Annotated in this window: 12 protein-coding genes; all 12 read right to left on the bottom strand. The window is 57.1% G+C overall.

Annotation, left to right across the window (positions count from 1 at the left end; genetic code table 11):
* Positions 1-3 precede the first annotated feature (3 nt).
* The gene (locus FRD01_RS16575; RefSeq protein ID WP_146961597.1) at positions 4-594 is read right to left on the bottom strand and encodes a hypothetical protein; all 591 of its coding nucleotides are present in this window, start codon (positions 592-594) and stop codon (positions 4-6) included.
* The gene (locus FRD01_RS16570; RefSeq protein ID WP_146961595.1) at positions 594-4,970 is read right to left on the bottom strand and encodes a pilus assembly protein; all 4,377 of its coding nucleotides are present in this window, start codon (positions 4,968-4,970) and stop codon (positions 594-596) included. The genes FRD01_RS16575 and FRD01_RS16570 overlap by 1 nt, the downstream gene beginning before the upstream one ends.
* Positions 4,967-5,605 (bottom strand): hypothetical protein, encoded by a 639-nt coding sequence (locus FRD01_RS16565; protein ID WP_146961594.1) that lies wholly within the window; start codon positions 5,603-5,605, stop codon positions 4,967-4,969. Before FRD01_RS16565 ends, FRD01_RS16570 begins: the two co-directional genes overlap by 4 nt.
* Positions 5,602-6,924, bottom strand: a complete 1,323-nt coding sequence (locus FRD01_RS16560) for a PilW family protein (RefSeq protein ID WP_146961592.1) — start codon at positions 6,922-6,924, stop codon at positions 5,602-5,604. Before FRD01_RS16560 ends, FRD01_RS16565 begins: the two co-directional genes overlap by 4 nt.
* Entirely contained in the window at positions 6,921-7,589 is a 669-nt protein-coding gene (locus FRD01_RS16555) for a type IV pilus modification PilV family protein (RefSeq protein WP_146961590.1), read from the bottom strand. Before FRD01_RS16555 ends, FRD01_RS16560 begins: the two co-directional genes overlap by 4 nt.
* Positions 7,586-8,233 carry a pilus assembly FimT family protein gene (locus FRD01_RS16550; RefSeq protein WP_146961588.1) on the bottom strand — a complete coding sequence of 216 codons (648 nt, stop codon included), beginning with the start codon at positions 8,231-8,233 and terminating at the stop codon, positions 7,586-7,588. Before FRD01_RS16550 ends, FRD01_RS16555 begins: the two co-directional genes overlap by 4 nt.
* A gap of 158 nt (positions 8,234-8,391) precedes the next feature.
* On the bottom strand, positions 8,392-9,870 hold the full coding sequence (locus FRD01_RS16545; RefSeq protein ID WP_146961586.1) for a cryptochrome/deoxyribodipyrimidine photo-lyase family protein: 1,479 nt from the start codon (positions 9,868-9,870) through the stop codon (positions 8,392-8,394).
* A gap of 45 nt (positions 9,871-9,915) precedes the next feature.
* Positions 9,916-11,049, bottom strand: coding sequence for a cytochrome c3 family protein (locus FRD01_RS16540; protein ID WP_249755689.1), 1,134 nt, complete (start codon positions 11,047-11,049; stop codon positions 9,916-9,918).
* Complete coding sequence (locus tag FRD01_RS24430) at positions 11,046-12,404, bottom strand: hypothetical protein (RefSeq protein ID WP_249755688.1); 1,359 nt, start codon at positions 12,402-12,404, stop codon at positions 11,046-11,048. Before FRD01_RS24430 ends, FRD01_RS16540 begins: the two co-directional genes overlap by 4 nt.
* The gene (locus FRD01_RS16535; RefSeq protein WP_146961583.1) at positions 12,391-14,523 is read right to left on the bottom strand and encodes a BatA domain-containing protein; all 2,133 of its coding nucleotides are present in this window, start codon (positions 14,521-14,523) and stop codon (positions 12,391-12,393) included. The genes FRD01_RS24430 and FRD01_RS16535 overlap by 14 nt, the downstream gene beginning before the upstream one ends.
* Positions 14,520-15,401: a DUF58 domain-containing protein gene (locus FRD01_RS16530; RefSeq protein WP_146961581.1), complete on the bottom strand. Its 882-nt coding sequence runs from the start codon at positions 15,399-15,401 to the stop codon at positions 14,520-14,522. The genes FRD01_RS16535 and FRD01_RS16530 overlap by 4 nt, the downstream gene beginning before the upstream one ends.
* Positions 15,401-16,405, bottom strand: coding sequence for an AAA family ATPase (locus FRD01_RS16525; RefSeq protein ID WP_249755687.1), 1,005 nt, complete (start codon positions 16,403-16,405; stop codon positions 15,401-15,403). The genes FRD01_RS16530 and FRD01_RS16525 overlap by 1 nt, the downstream gene beginning before the upstream one ends.
* Positions 16,406-16,432 lie beyond the last annotated feature (27 nt).

Genomic DNA, 16,432 nt, shown 5'->3' with positions numbered 1-16,432 from the left:
ATGTTATTGAGAAACCCACTCTCCGAAAGGCTTTCCGAAGTTGGATTTGTAGCGTGGTTTGTCCAGTGGCGATCCCGGAGGTGGGGTATAGGGCTCACCCCAACGCGCGCCCGGCGCCATCAGTTCACCGTCTGGGGTTTTGAAGTCGACCGGCTCCCCTTTGACGTATTCGCCTTTGAATTCCGCAGCGAACTTCTCGAGCGTCTTATCATCTTTGATGATGATAAATATGGCCGTGTTCATCTTTCGACGAGGCTGTGAGAGGCGGATAAGCGGCATGTAGTCGCGCAACGGGCGAAGCTCCATGCGGTTCTCGAATTCAAGGAACTCATAGTCGACGAGCCTGGACTCGTAGAAATTTGCGACTTCTTTGAGATCCAGTGTGGTTGCGGCGCGCGCGTTCCGGGTGTTTTCTTGGACCTCAACAAGTTGCGGAGGCAGCGGCACACCGTGGACTTCACGAGGAAGCACCGGGGCCTCTGGCGCCTTGTCCTCCACCTTAGGTTCCTCTTTAGTTACCTCGGGGGGCTCCACCGGTTTGTCGTCACAACTCAAGACGAGAAGTGAGGCGAGTAGTGCAAGGAGTGCGCGCATCAGTAGATGAGGCTCCAGTTCAGAGGAACAACAGGTCCACGCTTACGGGCAAGGTTCTTCGTGATCCTACCGATAGCGTCGGCACCGCCTGGTGCCTTATCGCGGATACTCATGCCGCTATCAGGCGCAGCGCCAGTTTGAGCGATGAGCTGCGGCTGTTGCACGGCGTACCTGGAGTTATCCAGATCTGAAGAGGCATCGCCGATACCTCGGCCTGTACACACGGGCCCGAGGGTCAAGGTGAGTCCGCGAATCAGGGTTTCATCCAGCTGGAAGTATTCACCGCCTGGATCAACGCTGAGACCGTCGGCAGCTCCTCCTTCGAAGTCTGGGTCGGCTGGATCGAAGATTCCCTCCAAGTCAGTAGAGCCTGACTCATTGTAGTAGTTGACCCCGTAGATACGTGCTGCACCTGGCACACACGCGTCTCCAGGAGGTGCCGCGTAGGTCGGGAAATACACGGCACGATTGAACACCAATGGGTCTCCGGTCATCTTCTCGCCTTCGGGGAAGATTTTGTACCAGTTGATGGGGAAGTTGTTCCCATCTTCTTCGAACGAAATGACGGCCTGAGTTTGACCAGCGGTGGTGGTATCACCCGGCTCTCCAAGTCCATAAGTCACGACGAGCTGTCGTGAAGGACCAACCGCAATTGCGGGCTTTCCAGCTGCAGGGCCAAGCGGTCCGGAGAAAGATGTCGAATTGATTGCGGCGTTGTTTGCCGGATCAACAGCCATAACCATTTCCCAATCTTCGGGATTCGGGCTCGTGAGGTCGATCTTGAAGATCCTGCCACGGGTATCACCGATATAACCGCGGGTTGCGACCGCGCCCACGTTTGAGTCATAGAGCGTTGGTGAACCTGTAAATCCGACGTTTTCTGACGCAAATGGAACTTCGGTGCTTCCGTCCATATGATGAACAAAGCGCCTTAGGATAGACCCTGTTTGAAGGTCGACGACGTAGACCGCAGAGCCAGTTGGCAAGCCACAATTCTGGCCATCAGGTAGACCACCTCCGAACACCGCCACTGGCCGTTGTTCCAAGATGGTGTTTCCGTTTTGCACGTATCCCACGACGATCGTCGCTATCTCAGGCTGACTTACACTCTTGCCCATCAGCGACTGAGACCAAACCTTCTCGGCCGTATTACACTGAGTATCCAAGAGATTGATGAGGCCAGTGACCATAGATGTTGGGCCCGTTACTCTCGCGGATGCCGCGGTATTACTTCGATTAAGCAGTCCGCGGACCTGCAAGGTTTCCCACTCTGGTGTGAGCTCCCAGAGCACCACAGGATCTGGCCGGTCAACACTTCGAGAAGCGGCTCCGGCACGCAGACCACCGGTACGCGTCACGTCCATTGCGAAATAGCCGGTGCCGGCCTCACCCATACCTTGTACGAGCACGGTGCGCCATTGTTGGTCGCCCGTGAGGTATTGTGATTCATCAGCGGCGGTATCACGTAACACACGACAGGCCTGAAAGTTTTGGTTTCGCTCGGGGTTTGGCTGGCATAATCGAACGTCTTTGACCACCGGAGAGCCGTCCATCCAATAGGGCTGCGAAATGGAGTTACCTCCGAGTTGCCTTAAGACCATATTGGGGATGTAGGCCCAAGCTTCTCGCTGGAACGCTGCAGTCCCGTCGGGGCTTGCCCCCGCGGTAGTGCGCGCAGCGTCTTGAGAGTCCGCCCATGAGTTATCTTCGACGAAGTCACGGACCGCGATTCTTCCGGTCAACTCACCCACATGGATGGCGTGTAGTTGGCCATCCATGGTCGGCGTATACATCATAGTAGGCCGGTCGCCATAAGTGGCGCGGAAGAGACGGTAGCTCTCGATTGGGATATCGCGAATTGGCGGAGGCACAACGACAGGGTTTCCGTTGAGGATACCAGTCAAGACGCGCGAAGTACTTGGATCGCCGGTGGCCTTTTGAGGCACACGCCCACGGTGTACGGCGAACATTTTGTTCAGCTCGGCCGAGTCCGCCACCGCGAAGTAGTCAAGAAGCCCTGGAGTGGGTCTCCAGTCGGTGTCATCATCGAGAACGTCTTCAATCTCGTCTCCGTAGAGCGGGATACGTGTACCAACGGCGAACTGCGGATTCTGCACCGTTCCTGGCAGCGTCGTGCCACGGAACTCGTCCTTTGCTTCCGCAGTCGTCATCATGTCGTAGCGGAACTGATAGACTGGGTGCAATGTATCATACGAGTTTGAAGGAGGTGCCCCGTAGTTGTCCACATCGAAGTCCCAGAGCTCATCCACCGGGATCGAGGTGAAAATACGTCGGTTGTCGGCCGGAGTCACAGAACAATCACCTTCGTCAACAGGTCCACATTTAACCTGCTCGCCGATGTCCTCGTGCAGAGCTTGACTCAAGAGATTTCCGTCGTCGAGCCCTGTTCCCTCGGTGAACGAGTTAGCGACGGAAGTGTCGCAAGGAAGGGTTTCGCGATTCAAGATTCCGCGCCAGAAGGCGCTGCCTTGAATACGAGAACCGGAATACACGCGATACTGACCGCCACCGAGAAGGCTATCGTCGTCGAGGAAATCACTCACAACGGCACGGGTTCTCGAGGCAACACCCGCCCCACCCACGATCGCTCCTAGAGTTGAGGCGAGGGCCTCTTGCACAAAGTCGCGATAAGACGAGGTCCAGCCTGGTTGTGGTGGGGATAGAATAAGGGCCGGGTAGAGACAAGATGCGGACGATCCGTCTCCATCTGGTGGCACATACGTGGAATAGGAGCGTTGACCTCCGACGAGGCAAGCACGAGTGGCTGGGTCACAGGCTCCGTGCGGTGCAGGCATCCAGTCTGGGCCGAGTGCGTAGCTAGCACAGGTTTGTCCTTGGATGGCCATCTCCGACATTTTATCGGCGATTCTTGCGGTCGTCGCGTTGTCTGCGCCGGCATTCAAGGCGACCACGTGTACGCGCGACATGAACTTGTAATCCGAGGAGGTCGGATGGACAAAATCATGGATCTCGTCCTCAGCGGTTGCGTAGTTGTACTTCGAGAGGTCCGTGTAGCCGAAAATTGGCGCCAAGCCTTCGCTTCCTAGGCCCGAACCGGCTCCACCAGGAAGCTCTGGGTCGGGGAAGCCGTCTGTGACAATCACTACCTGCTTTGAGCGGCACTCTTGGTAGGGATCGTCCGAAAATCGGTCATCGTTCTCGATGAACTGGCGCGCGTCCATCACGGCTGCAGCCAGAGGTGTTGCGCGGGCTATCGGTTGCTTTCCGAGGACATCCTCGTCGAGGAAGTCTTTAACACCAGTCGAGTACGTAAGTCCGAGTTCGGATCGACCTTGAACGCTCTTGTTTTTTCCACCTTTCTCTTTGAGGCTCAGCTTCCACGGGTCACTGTCCTGACGGTGCACGTAGCCTGAGTCAACGAGCGCGACCTGAACGTGGCGTGAAATCTCGGCGAGATACGAGTTTGGGATGTCGATCTTCTTCGGCCCAACGACTTGATAGAGTCCGAGATTATAATGATCTGACTGGTCTTCGCTGGTCCCGCTCGTTCGTGCGATAGCGGTGCTTGAAGGCGCGTCGCCATCAAAGTCGTCATTGAGCTTGTCTGGCCAATCGTTCATTTCTTCGCGGTATCCGTCCAGCATACCGACCGCGAAGATCGCGGAGGTGCTTAGGACATCGAGAAGACCGTTATCCAGCTGTGCATCGAAGGTCTCTTGAAAATGCGGACGAGGCTCAGCGTGATCGGGGAGTTTCTCGAAACGATCCTGTCCAGAGCAGTAATTTTGCTCGTCAATGGATTGGATACTCGCGTCACGTTGACGAGGCACAAACCAACACCCGGGCGCCAATTGTGGGTTCAAGGGCGTGTTTGAACTCGAGATTTGATCCTCGGTCCAGAGCACCATGTCTCCTGTGAGGATTTCCTTCATCGTGACGTGACGAGGCTGCGAAAGCGGATTCAGGCGAATCCCCGTAGACGAGCTTCCCCGGATGGCGTCCCATCGGTCACGCAAATGACTTTGATTGCTGTCGTTGATCAAGTCCCAGCCCCACTCAGGGATATCTGGCGACATCCGCCACCCGGGTCGCTGGTAGTCACCGCAAGACTCGGGCTCCCAAATGAAACACGGTCCAAAGCGCTCGGGGCCGGGGCTTGGGGAAGAAGGGTCGAGCCCCATATTGCTTCCCGGCACCCACTCGTCACCTGAGCCATCTTCAGGATAGGTCTCATCACCGTCATCGGTGTATTCCATGGAGCCCGACGTATCGAGAATCACCATGATATAAGGGAGCTGGCCGGCACCAATACGAGTCGGATCTTGCTGGGCCTGAGCGCTGGAAGTCCACACGAGGCCAGCGAGTGCGAATGTGAATAGGTTACGTATCTTCATGTTCCACAATCCACGTTTGAGATGACGCCTTCGAGTCCAAGACGGGTACGACCAAAGTTATTGGCGGCATTCCAGTCCACATCGAGGTCACCCACGGTTGCTTCGGTAAAAATTGAAATCTTCTTTGAGCAGGTGTTTCCCGTCGCTGACTCTCCCGGAGGTGGTGGGAAGTCGTACGGATCGCGAATAATCGATGAGTACTCAACGTTGAGCCTGTTTTCAAACGAAGGTGTCGCCGAATCTCCAAAGAGATTGGAGTTTCCGCCGAGGAATTCCTCGAGGTCGTCGTTATCGAATTTGGCGTACGGCCCCCTCATCAGCCTATCCATTCGGCTGCTTACGTCTGACGAGCCACCGAGGACCATCGAGTCCCCGTCTGAACTCTCACCGTAAAGCGGCGCCTGCATTTCTCTCCACACGCCCGCGTATCTGTCTCCGACAAATCGCCCGGTCACGCGGTTGGCGGAGTTCGAAGACTCCGTTGCCAGGTGGCGCGTGGTGTAGACGGCTGATGACTGCACGGTGCGTGAAACGCTGCGCAGCGCAACGATCGCGAAGCTCGCGAGTATGAGGGTCAGGAGAGTTACCAAGACAAGTACACTCCCCCGATTGTTTGGAATGGGTTTGTTCTTCATAGTCTGGAGTTCCTGTAGGCGTGGTTCGTCATCTCGACCGAAGTTTGAAGCGTCACCACGGGTGCAGCGCCATCGATATCCGGGAACGGGTCAAACGTTGCGAGGCGAGCGCCGTTATCACGCGCGTCATCGCCAATGTTGCCGTCGGCATCTTCAAATCGGTAGTGTCTCAGGTCTTTGCGTTCCTGCGGTGCGTACATGCTAAGGCGGATGTGCGCGCGGCGTGCGCGGCCCGGACGATAGGTGCCCGAAACGTCCATACACGCGCCACCGATCCCTGGGGATTCTTCGTTGACGGCATCAACCCAGTTCGAAAAGAACTCGGACCCTTCAATCGCACCTGTGTTGGGGTCTGCGCAGTCAAACCAGACTTGGAAGTCGGCAACACGGTCGGCAATGACGACCTCTTGAACGGTTCCATCACCGCAATCGTCTTCGAGACCTTCAACCGCAGCCAGGTTGACAGCAGAGGGGGTATCAAAGGCCGTCAAAGCGGTCTCCCCACACAGGCGAGTGCGCATCAGGCGCATGTTCGACGGGTCAAGCGGGTCGGCTTCAACATGGTAGCGGAAGATATCGATAAAGGCTGACTCATAGGCTACATCGCCGTCAAAGCTGACATCGAGTCCAAACTCTTGACCTCCCGCTTTGTAGATAAAGTCCGTATCGGTGGTGACATTCATCCCGATGGCCCCAGCGTTTGAGACTCCGGTAACGGCAGCGAACTGCACTTTCCCCTGGCGATCTGTGACTCTCAACAACCGTCGGTCCATCATCGAACCAAAGACCGTGGCGGGGTTGGTAACGTCTGGAGCTGTAAGATTCTCGCCGAACGGGTTGACGGTGTAGAGTCTCTTGAGGCCGCGAAGGTTATTGCGAATAAGCCCATCGGCGCCGGCTCGAAGACCAGCAACTTCAAAGCTAATCGGGTAATCGTAGGCTCCCATCACAACAAAATCATCAAACGAGACGTCCGGATTGGCGGCCTCGATGTCTTGCGGAGCAGTCGGGAGTTGGTCGCGCCGATTCTGAGCACCACTGAAGGTCGTGATGCCCATCACGCGATATGTGGTCAACGCTCCGGGCAGAGCCCAGAGATCGAATTCCGAATCTGGTGAGGCGTGTGCGCCAGCCATCTGGATATCGTTTCGAACCTGGTCCATCGCAAAGCGCATGCGCTCATTGGCATCACTCAGGTTTTCAACTTCAAACAACGAATCGGAGGTCGTATCGAAGAGCCCGTACACGAGCACCGAAAGAATGCCTCCGATGGCGAGTGCCACGAGCAACTCAACCAATGTAAATCCGCGACGTATCATCCTTGCTCCCTTCGTACGACCACTGTTCCGCCGAACACCGCACGCAAACCTTCGAGTTCCAAAGGCTCCAAATTGCCCGGGTTGAGCACGTCGGTGATATCCGAGTCATCACAATCAACGATGGATCCCGTACGGCCAGTGTAAACTACCGCCGCCTGAACTCTCATGATCGGAGAATTCAGTGTGTTTCCTGAACCATCTGTTTCATTCAAGTCGGACATATCCACCGGAAGATAGCCGGCACGGGCGTATACACAGTATTTGCGGCCCATGACTTCCGCATCGTCCACGATACGAGAGTCGATAGGGTTCTCATGGAGGTGCGTCCACTCCCATTCAGTGAAGCCGCCGCCGTTGTCTCCAGGGGCAATATTCACCAAAATGTTGTCGAATCGGAATGGCGACGTCCCCCACGTAGAAGGGAACGAGGCGGCCGCAGGTGACGGTGGGGTGTTCGGGTTGGTCCAAGCCTGAGATTCAGCGGTAATGACTTCCACAGTCGCGCGCAGGAGCTCCGTGGCTTCTGTGGAGTCGCGTGCCGCGGTGTATCCGACAAGTGCACTACCTTGGACAGCGAGCACCGCAAAGAACGCGATGGTCATCACGACAATGGAGATGAGGACTTCGATAAGCGTGAAGCCGCGTCTATAAAATCTACGCATCATTGCTCAACCTTGAGAGTTCCGTTGAAGAGCAGCGGAACCTTGAAAAAGTGGACCACATCTCGGGCATCACGTTGTGCCGGTCTGGCGGCTGCGTTTGCAGCACAATTCTTATCCGCTGGAGAGATCGTCTCGTCGCGCTTCCACAGCAAGACATAGCCGCCCTCTCCGGCACACCCGCCGGGCGGTATCGGCAAGGGAATCCCAGTGGTGCGCACGGTCGTACCCTGCGGGGTGTAACAGAGATTGTAGCCATTTGACGGCGGAGGCATCACTTCTTGAATGGCCACATCACCCGCAATCTCATTGAGATTTAGAGTGGAGACGACAACCATGCTGCCAGCGGCGAACTCTCGGCACGACCTGACAGTATCGTCGGTATGACGTGCAATCTCGATGGTGCCACGAGAGCCTGCGGCGGCTGGTGTAATGGACACCCAGAGTGGGATTTGCCGCGTCTTTGCCTGGTCTCTTGCGAGGCGCAAAATTGAGACGACTTCACGGGCTGCGGCGCGCGAATTAGCGCGCTCGATACCGCGATAGATTCCCGGGCTTGCGATGGCCGCGATCACCGCAATGAGCGCGATGACCACCATCAATTCCACCAGGGTCACACCTCTGGTCGTTTTTTGAAGAATTCGGTTCATGTGTTGTCCAAACAATTCTGTTCAGGGGCAATAGAGAGCAAGCATCGTTCCAACGCGCTCGATGGTCCAAAAAATTGGACCTTGGCGTATTCTCGGCGCCTTAGGACTCTGCAGGTGAACCCCCAGCTATGCAATTTTTTCACACTACGAAACTTCTTTCAGTTTCGAGGCCGTTTGCGGCTCCCGTGCTTCTCGAGAACTTCGTCGGCTTCAGCACGCGCCGCTTTGGTCTTGCGGACTTGCCACACACGGTCGCGGGCGAGTTTGTAGGCGGTTTTGTGGTCCACGATCGGCGCGGGGTAGTCCTTGCCGATGACGCATCCACTCGAGCTCTGAAGCAGCGCAGGCATCTCCTCAGGGTTTGCGAGATCTGAATCGCCCACGCCCTCCAACTCCGGCACCCAGCGGCGGATGAACTCGCCGGTCGGATCTTGGTCCTTAACCTGTTTGGCCGGACTGTAGATGCGAATCGTGTTGATGCCCGTAACGCCGGACTGCATCTGGAGTTGCGAGTAGTGGATGCCAGGCTCGTAGTCCACAAATTGCCGGGCAAGATAGGGCGAGGTTTTCCGCCAGTCGAGCCAGAGGTGATAGGACGCAAAGGAGACCACCATCGCTCGCATGCGGAAGTTCAGCCAACCCGTCTCCTTTAGACACCGCATGCAGGCGTCCACCATAGGGTAGCCCGTCTGTCCCTCACACCACGCCTCGAAAAACTCGGCGTTGAACTCGTCTCTCATACCATCGTAGATGCGCGCCATGTTCTGAAACTCAATCTCGGGTTCATCCTCGAGCTTCTGCATGAAATGGCAGTGCCAGTGGAGTCGGCCCTCAAACGACTTGAGCGATCCGAACCAACGTTTGTCGACCTCGGCGGATTTCTTAAGCTCACGCAGCTCTTCTACGGTGCGCTTGGTTTCCTGCCAGATTTCCTTCATCGAGATATTTCCGTACGTGATGTGCGGGCTCAGGCGCGAACACCCCTCCCAGCCTTCGACGGGGCTCGACATATCGGCTCGGTAGTTGACGCCTCGGTAGGAGAGAAAGCTCTCCAAAGTCTGCCAGGCGAGTTCCTCGCCGCCCTTTTGCGCTCCGGACTTGGTGCTCGGCTTGAGACCGAGCTCGTGGGCAGAACGGCGCGCCTCGGGCTCAATCGCGGCGAATTTGCCGCCCGTGAAATCCTCAGCCACGGCCTCATCCATGCGCCGGTCCCATCGTTTGGCCCAGCCGTCGCGGTCCTTAAGTCTTCTGACCACGCCGAATTGTGGGATCTCAGTCCAAACTACGCCTGCGGCACGAGCCCATGCGCCCACGCGGATATCACGCTGATAGGTGGCGTCGTTGCCGGTTTCTTCGTGGGACCAGAGATGGGTCATGCCGAGTGCCCTAAACTCTTCTAGCACCGTTGTGATTTCGGCGTTTCGATAGGTTATAAACCCACCGAATTGGCCGAGTTTCCGATCGAGTTCTTGGAGGGATTGATTCGTGAAGTCCAGATGGCACGCGTCATAATCATGATTGCGGTAGACCTCGGGCTCGTAGACGTAGAGGAGCACCAAAGGTCCCCGTTTTGCCGCCTCAATCAGGGGTTTATGGTCACGAAGGCGAATGTCTCTTTTTAGCCAAACAACTTGCATGGCTCTTGGATGCGAGCGCCGCTGGATAGAAACGAAGAGCGCCCACTAGAAACCGCAAAGGCCGCGCGTGCTCGTATGGCACTTAAGGCACATCTGGCCGTTCGCTTCGAGGAGGTTTTTGCACTCGAAACGAAACTCGGGAGGGTGAGGATTGATGCCTGTGTGGCAGGTCACACAATCGTTTTCCACGTGACAGCTCGCGCACTCGTTGATGTCGCGCCGGGCAGCGAGTCCGTGCCGATTTGCGCCCTCTACCCAACCGGGCGGGTGGAACGCGAGTCTCGGTGGCGCCGTCGCGGGGCGAGTCGAGAGCCCGGAGCGCGTGTGGCACTCGGCGCAAAAGCCGTCCACGGTGTGGCAAGAGGTGCAATTGGCCATGTCCGAGCGCGCGTCCACCGCATGCATCAGGTTGAAGCCGGGTGGGTGCACAGCGAAGGGCCGCGCGTTCGCCTCTTGGTGGCAGGTTACACAGTCAGTCTCTTGATGGCAGGACACACAGTCGGCCTGGTTTGATAGCGCAATCCGGCCGTGTCGTTTGAGCCAGTCCAGATCGTGGTTCATCGGTTTTAGCGAGGTGTTGGCGCTCACCACGCGCGTCGCCGACATGCCTTGAACGGGCGCCGTATGGCAGGTGGCGCACGCGGTGGGGGCGGCCGCATCTTGAGTATGACAGGTCATGCAGGAATCCATCGAAGGCATGGTGGGCTCAGCCACACTACCTTGATGGCAAGTCTGACACTGGATGTCTTTGTGTTTTTGGTGCGCAAATTTCAGTTTTGCTTGAGGGCGCGGAAGAACGAGCGGCCGAGGCGTGATCTTCTGCCATTGCGTGGCTTCCTCGGTTGAAACAGGCGCCTTGGGCATTCCGGCATGACAGCCTGAACACGACTCGAGCGCCGGTTCAGCCTGAATTCCGGCGCCGTGACAATCCGTGCATACCTGCATTTTTGGCGTCAGAACATCCGCGCCGCTCAGGCTTGTCGGGGCCTCGGAGTGGCAGGCTGTGCAGGGCAATTCGGCGTGTTTGGGGTGCGAAAAGACAATGCCCGAATCGTATTCTGGATACACTTCACTAGCCAGGATCTTTCCCTCACCCTTTTGGGCATCCAACGATTCGGAACCAAACCATCCCAGCGCCAAAAACCCCAAGATCCCAAGGAGTAAGCCCAACTTCTTCATGGCCATGCCTCCAGCTCCCACATGACGTAACCCTGCAGATTTCCTCCTTGAAAGGTGGATTGTTGAGACTCGACCAGAAGTCCGATGGTCCCAAATTCGCTCAACCAGTCGACTCCGAGCACGCCGATACCAGCCCATCCTGGCGCGTATCGAAGACTAGACGTCTCGGCCCAGAGCAGCACGCCGCGGGCCTTTAGTCGAACCTTTCTGGACAAAGAAATGCGCGCGGCAAGGTCACCCAAGAATTGGTCTCCGGCGGAGAGTTCGTCTGAGATTTGGTCCACCGAAGTCTGCCAGGTCAGAAGGGCTCGCCAATCCGTATAAAGGCCCAAAACTTCTAGATCTGTCGTGGCTCCGGCGCCGATGCCTAGCGTCCTAGAGTCGGCATCGTACTCCCTGCCCCAAACGCGCAGGTCGAAAGTCGTTCGAAGCCCTTCCACAGGCTGGATGGCGCTAAGCCACGCACCGTGGTGGGCACGCGCGCCGAAGATATTGAAAATACTCGCGCTATCGAACCACGGCTTCTGGGTATTCACACCCGCCGATAGCCTCGGGCCTTGATCAAAGGTGGATGCAGCCGCTTGCACACTCGCGCGCTCTACGCCGTTTAGGACCTGATTGTAGATCCCTTGAGCACTGATATTGATACTTTTGGTCACTTGCCCGTGGAATGCCGCGCCAAACCTCTCTTCGCCCAGAATTTCATCGCGATCGCGGCGACGATAGGAGACGCTTAAACCGGCGCCGTCCCAGCCGATTCCCGCCGTTCCGCCAAGGAGCACCGCGTTCTGGGTCAGCGGTTCATCACGGTCAAGTGTCGGTAGGCCTTGCACATCGTAGAGGTCAGACGCGTACCAACCGGTCTCGAGCTGCAGATCACGGCCGGCGCTGATCCCGAGGTGCGCACGCACGTCCGGACTAAGCCGAATGCGCGTCTGAACATGTGCGCCGTCGAACTCGTACATGCCTAACGAGTCGAGGCCCCACTGACGCCCGACCTTCAAGTTGATAGGCTCAAACGGAGTCCAATCCACGGTCAAACGCTCCAAAACCACGTCGTTCCATTGGGTCGAGAAGAGCGGGTCAAGGCGCAGTTGCTGGGCTAGCCCAAAATCAGTGAAGTACCGGGCGCCAAAATGGATGTTGAGGTCTTGGCTTTGGTTGCCGCGAGCATCCCAAACCCAGACGTTGACGCGTTGCGAGACGGCTCGTACAGCATCCACGGTTCGGTCCACACGGAGTCTTTGCTGGTAGCGCCCCACAGTGGTCGTATGAACTTTGACTGATTGTGCCCACGTCAAACTCGGCGCCAAAAGGCACACCATGAGTCCAAGTCTGAGTTCAGTCCAACGCATCCGCTTCCTGCGGTCTTCGGGTAAGTGTTCGCCAAAGGCGCACGAGCACACTTCGACGGGTGCCTAACACTGATTCCAAGAGCAGGAAGATAGTAAAGACAAAGAGCAAGAAGGGCCAGACACTCACCCGTCTTTCTTGAGACGGGCCCTTGGCGGACTCGCCGCCTGGATTAAACGCGAGGAAGAATTCGTCCGGGAGGGGCGAAAGGTTAGCTTCCGCGGTATCCACGTTGACCGAGAAGTCGAGAGCGGGTCGGCGTTTCTCCGGTGTCTCGTCGTCGAGATAGACCTCGTAGACTCCGGGCTTCCAGACTCTGAAACGCACGACCCCGTCTTCGTCTGGGGTCTCCACAAGGCGCGTGACCTCTGCTCCACTCAGGGAGAGGGCAATGACGCGCTCAGCGCTCAGGCCCTTGACGTCAAACGCGACCTCGGAGCCCACCTGGTTGACGCCCTTTGCATCACTCGTGACTCGGCGCGCGAGGTATTGCGTCATCCGGCGCATGAGCGGCAGATAGGATGTCCGCGTGGGCAAGTCCGTCCAATCCATGTCGATGCTCGTGGTCAGAAGGAGCACTCGGCCGCTACCGAGTTCTCGCTCCAGGAGCGCGGGTGCTCCGTCCTTGTAGCTCATCAAAATAGAGGTCTTTGAATCTGGCGGCGAGGGCTCCAAGAGCATGTAGGAATACACCTCAGCCGATTGTAGCGTCCCTCCGCCGGGTGCGGTGAACGCCTCGAAGATCGGGTGCGAGGACTGCGCGAGCCCAAACCGAGTCACTTTGACCGGCGCGTCCGGATCGCCCATCTCCGCGAGGAGTTTCTGAGACCTAAGCGGCTTTGGCAAAACTTCGCCGAGCGCCTGATTCCACCAGCCAACATCTACCTGACCACCCATGGTTACGAGAAGTCCACCACCGCCCTCTACAAAAGCCTTTAGCTTCTCAGCAGATTGCGCGGTCAACTGCGCGACATTCGCCACGAGAATGACGTCAAACTCCTGGAGATCGCGTGCTTCGAAACCTTCGCGGCTTGTGACGGAGAGCGTCATGCTCGCCTCTTCATTCTTGAGCGCGAGCGCGCGCTCGGCAAAGAAAAGCTCGTCTTCGTACGCTACAGTTGATGGCTCACCGTTGACCAAAAGCACACGCGTTTGGTCGCTCATCGCGAGGCTAAACCACCGCTCGTTATCCGCGGCGAGCTCGTCGGCATCGGGGATTCGGACGCGCGCGCTCTGGGCTGCCTGCGAATCTGGTTTGTATCTGAACACATGGGTCGCAGACTTTCCGGCCGGAATATCCACGCGCCCAGACGCCACGGTATTCTCGCCGATCATCAAGTCGATCTGAACCGCGTTTTGGTCATCCTCGGATAGGTTATTCAGGGTCGCCTCGATCCGCCAGATTCTATCCCGTCTTGCGCCCTCTTGGGCATAGTTGACCTCCGAGATAGCCACCGATTTTGGGGACTCAAGCTCGAGCTTTCGAACCTCCACCGGCCATGCAACTTGGGGCGCGGCGTCTTCCAGGGCCCCTTTGGCACCATCCGTGATGAGAACGATTCGCCGATTAGGAAGCTGCGAGGTGTTCAGATGGTCGGAGGCTTGCAGAAGGGCCTCGTTAAAGCCAAGCGCGTGAAAGCCGGGCTCCACCTGATCCACAGCGCGCTTGAGGACGTTATGGTCGGTGCTCGGCTTCCCAGTATCCACACGCAGGTCTGAAGTAATCAGGCTGACTTCATCCCAAGGTCTAAGCCGGGAGACCTCGGCGTCTAGCATCTCTTCAACCTGCTCCCAACCGTCAGCGCTGGTCATGGAATAGGACGTATCCAACACGATCACGCTAGCCGTGGGCAGGCGCTGGTCCATGGTCAAACCCTCTTGACTCTTGAAGAAGGGTTTGGCCAACGCAAGGGCGAGCAGGGCAAGGGCTAGCGCCCTCAAGGCGAGCAAGATCCACTGCCGAATTTTGGCGCCCTTTGCAACGCGTTTTTGCGACTGAAGCACAAACTTCATAGCGGGGAACGGCACGCGAGACGCCTTCTTCCTGTTGATCAAGTGGATGATCAAAGGAAGGGCAGCTGCCAGCAATCCCACCAGGAAGATTGGCTCTATGAAGTTCACGCGCTCCCCCTCAAAAACGCCAGCGCCACGTTCTCAAGCGAGTCCGTGGAAAGGAACCGGTGATACTCGATATTGCTCTCGTGGCACGCACTTTCCACGCGTTTGATATGGGCGCGAATGGCTTTGAGGTACTCGTCACGAAGGTCATCGGGCTCGGCGAGCAGCTCGCCGTCTTCTTCCATGCCCTCGAAGATCGTCAGATTTTCGTAGGGAAGGTCCATCTCCGCTGGGTCGTGAACGTGGAAGACGCTGAGGTCGTATCGGCGTCGCTTGAGAATCTTCAGCATGGTCAAGACGTCTTCGTCGGCGTCGAGCATATCGCTGAATACCAGAACCCGCGCGCGACCCTTTGCCCGCTCCACAATGGTTTCCAAACACTTGAGCAAACCGGCATCGCCGCTCGATGGCAGGTTCTCCAAAAGGTGCAGGAGGTCTTCAAGATGCGTACGTTTGGACGAGGCAGGCAGGAAGGCGTCTCGGTGAAGCGCCCCCACGGAATCGCCCTGCTTCAAAACCAGATATCCGATGGCAGCTGCAAGCGTTGAGACACATTCGAGCTTGGTCCACGGCGCAGTCTCGCCCTGGAAGCCCATGGAACCCGAGCCGTCCATCACGAGAAAAACCCGGAGGTTCGTCTCGTCCTGAAATTGTTTGACGTAGTACTTGTCGGACTTTCCATAAACGCGCCAGTCGATATGGCGGAGCTCCTGGCCCGGCGTGTATTCCGAGTACTCGGCAAACTCAACCGACCCTCCGCGATGCGGGGAGCGGTGCATGCCCGCAATGATCCCCTCGACAAGGCCACGGGCCTTGACGTTCATGTTCCCAAGACTCTCTAAGAGCTCGGGATTCAGGAGTTTGGATTGATACCTGGACATTAGAGTTTCAGGAGTCGATCGATGATTTGGTCGCTATCGACGCGTTGCGCCTCCGCTTGGAAATTCGTCAAAATCCTGTGGCGCAAAATCGGATGAGCGAGCGCGTAGATATCTTCTCGGGACACCGTGAGCCGCCCTCCGAGGAGCGCGCGGGCTTTTCCCGCCAACACCAGATATTGACTGGCGCGCGGACCGGCTCCAAAACTCACGAACTCCCGCACAAAATCTGGCGCACTTGCGTCTTCTGGCCGTGTTTTTCTTACGAGCGTAACAGCCGCCTCGAGCACTTCTTTGGATACAGGGACACGATTGACGATCTCTTGAAGTCTAAGAATCGTCTCGGCATCAAGCACCGACTTTACTTCAGAGGTTACGCCCGACGTGGTGTTCTCCACGATCAAAAGCTCTTCTTCGGCGCTTGGGTAGTCCACTTTGAGGTGGAACATGAAGCGGTCAAGCTGCGCCTCCGGAAGTGGATACGTGCCCTCTTGTTCAATCGGGTTTTGGGTCGCGAAAACTAGAAACGGCTTGGTCAAGTCGTAGGTTCGCCCACCGGCGGATACCTTGTACTCCTGCATGGCCTGAAGGAGCGCGGCCTGTGTCTTGGGCGGCGTGCGGTTGATCTCGTCAGCAAGCAGGAGGTTCGTAAAGACAGGGCCTCGGATGAACTTGAAGACACGCTTGCCGCTACCATCCTCTTCGAGGATATCCGTACCCGTGATGTCTGCGGGCATTAGGTCCGGAGTGAACTGAATGCGGTTGAAGTCCAGGTTCAAGACCTGCGCGACCGTCGAGATCAACGACGTCTTGGCGAGCCCGGGAACGCCCATGAGAAGGCTGTGACCGCGAGCAAACATCGCAACGAGGAGGTGTTCAATCAACTCCTCCTGCCCGAAAATTCGCTTGCGAATCTCGCCGACAATCGCGTCTCTGGCATTCGCCAGTTCTTCGACGGCTTCCAGGTCCTTGGCGACTTCTTCATTTTGGGTTGGTTCACTAGCCACAATCACTCACAACAATCGGTCAAAAAA

It is taken from the genome of Microvenator marinus (genome assembly GCF_007993755.1).
Lineage (GTDB): Bacteria > Myxococcota_A > Bradymonadia > Bradymonadales > Bradymonadaceae > Allomicrovenator > Allomicrovenator marinus.
The sequence above is the reverse complement of the archived record's forward strand: the minus strand, read 5'-3'. Positions and strand labels throughout refer to the sequence as shown.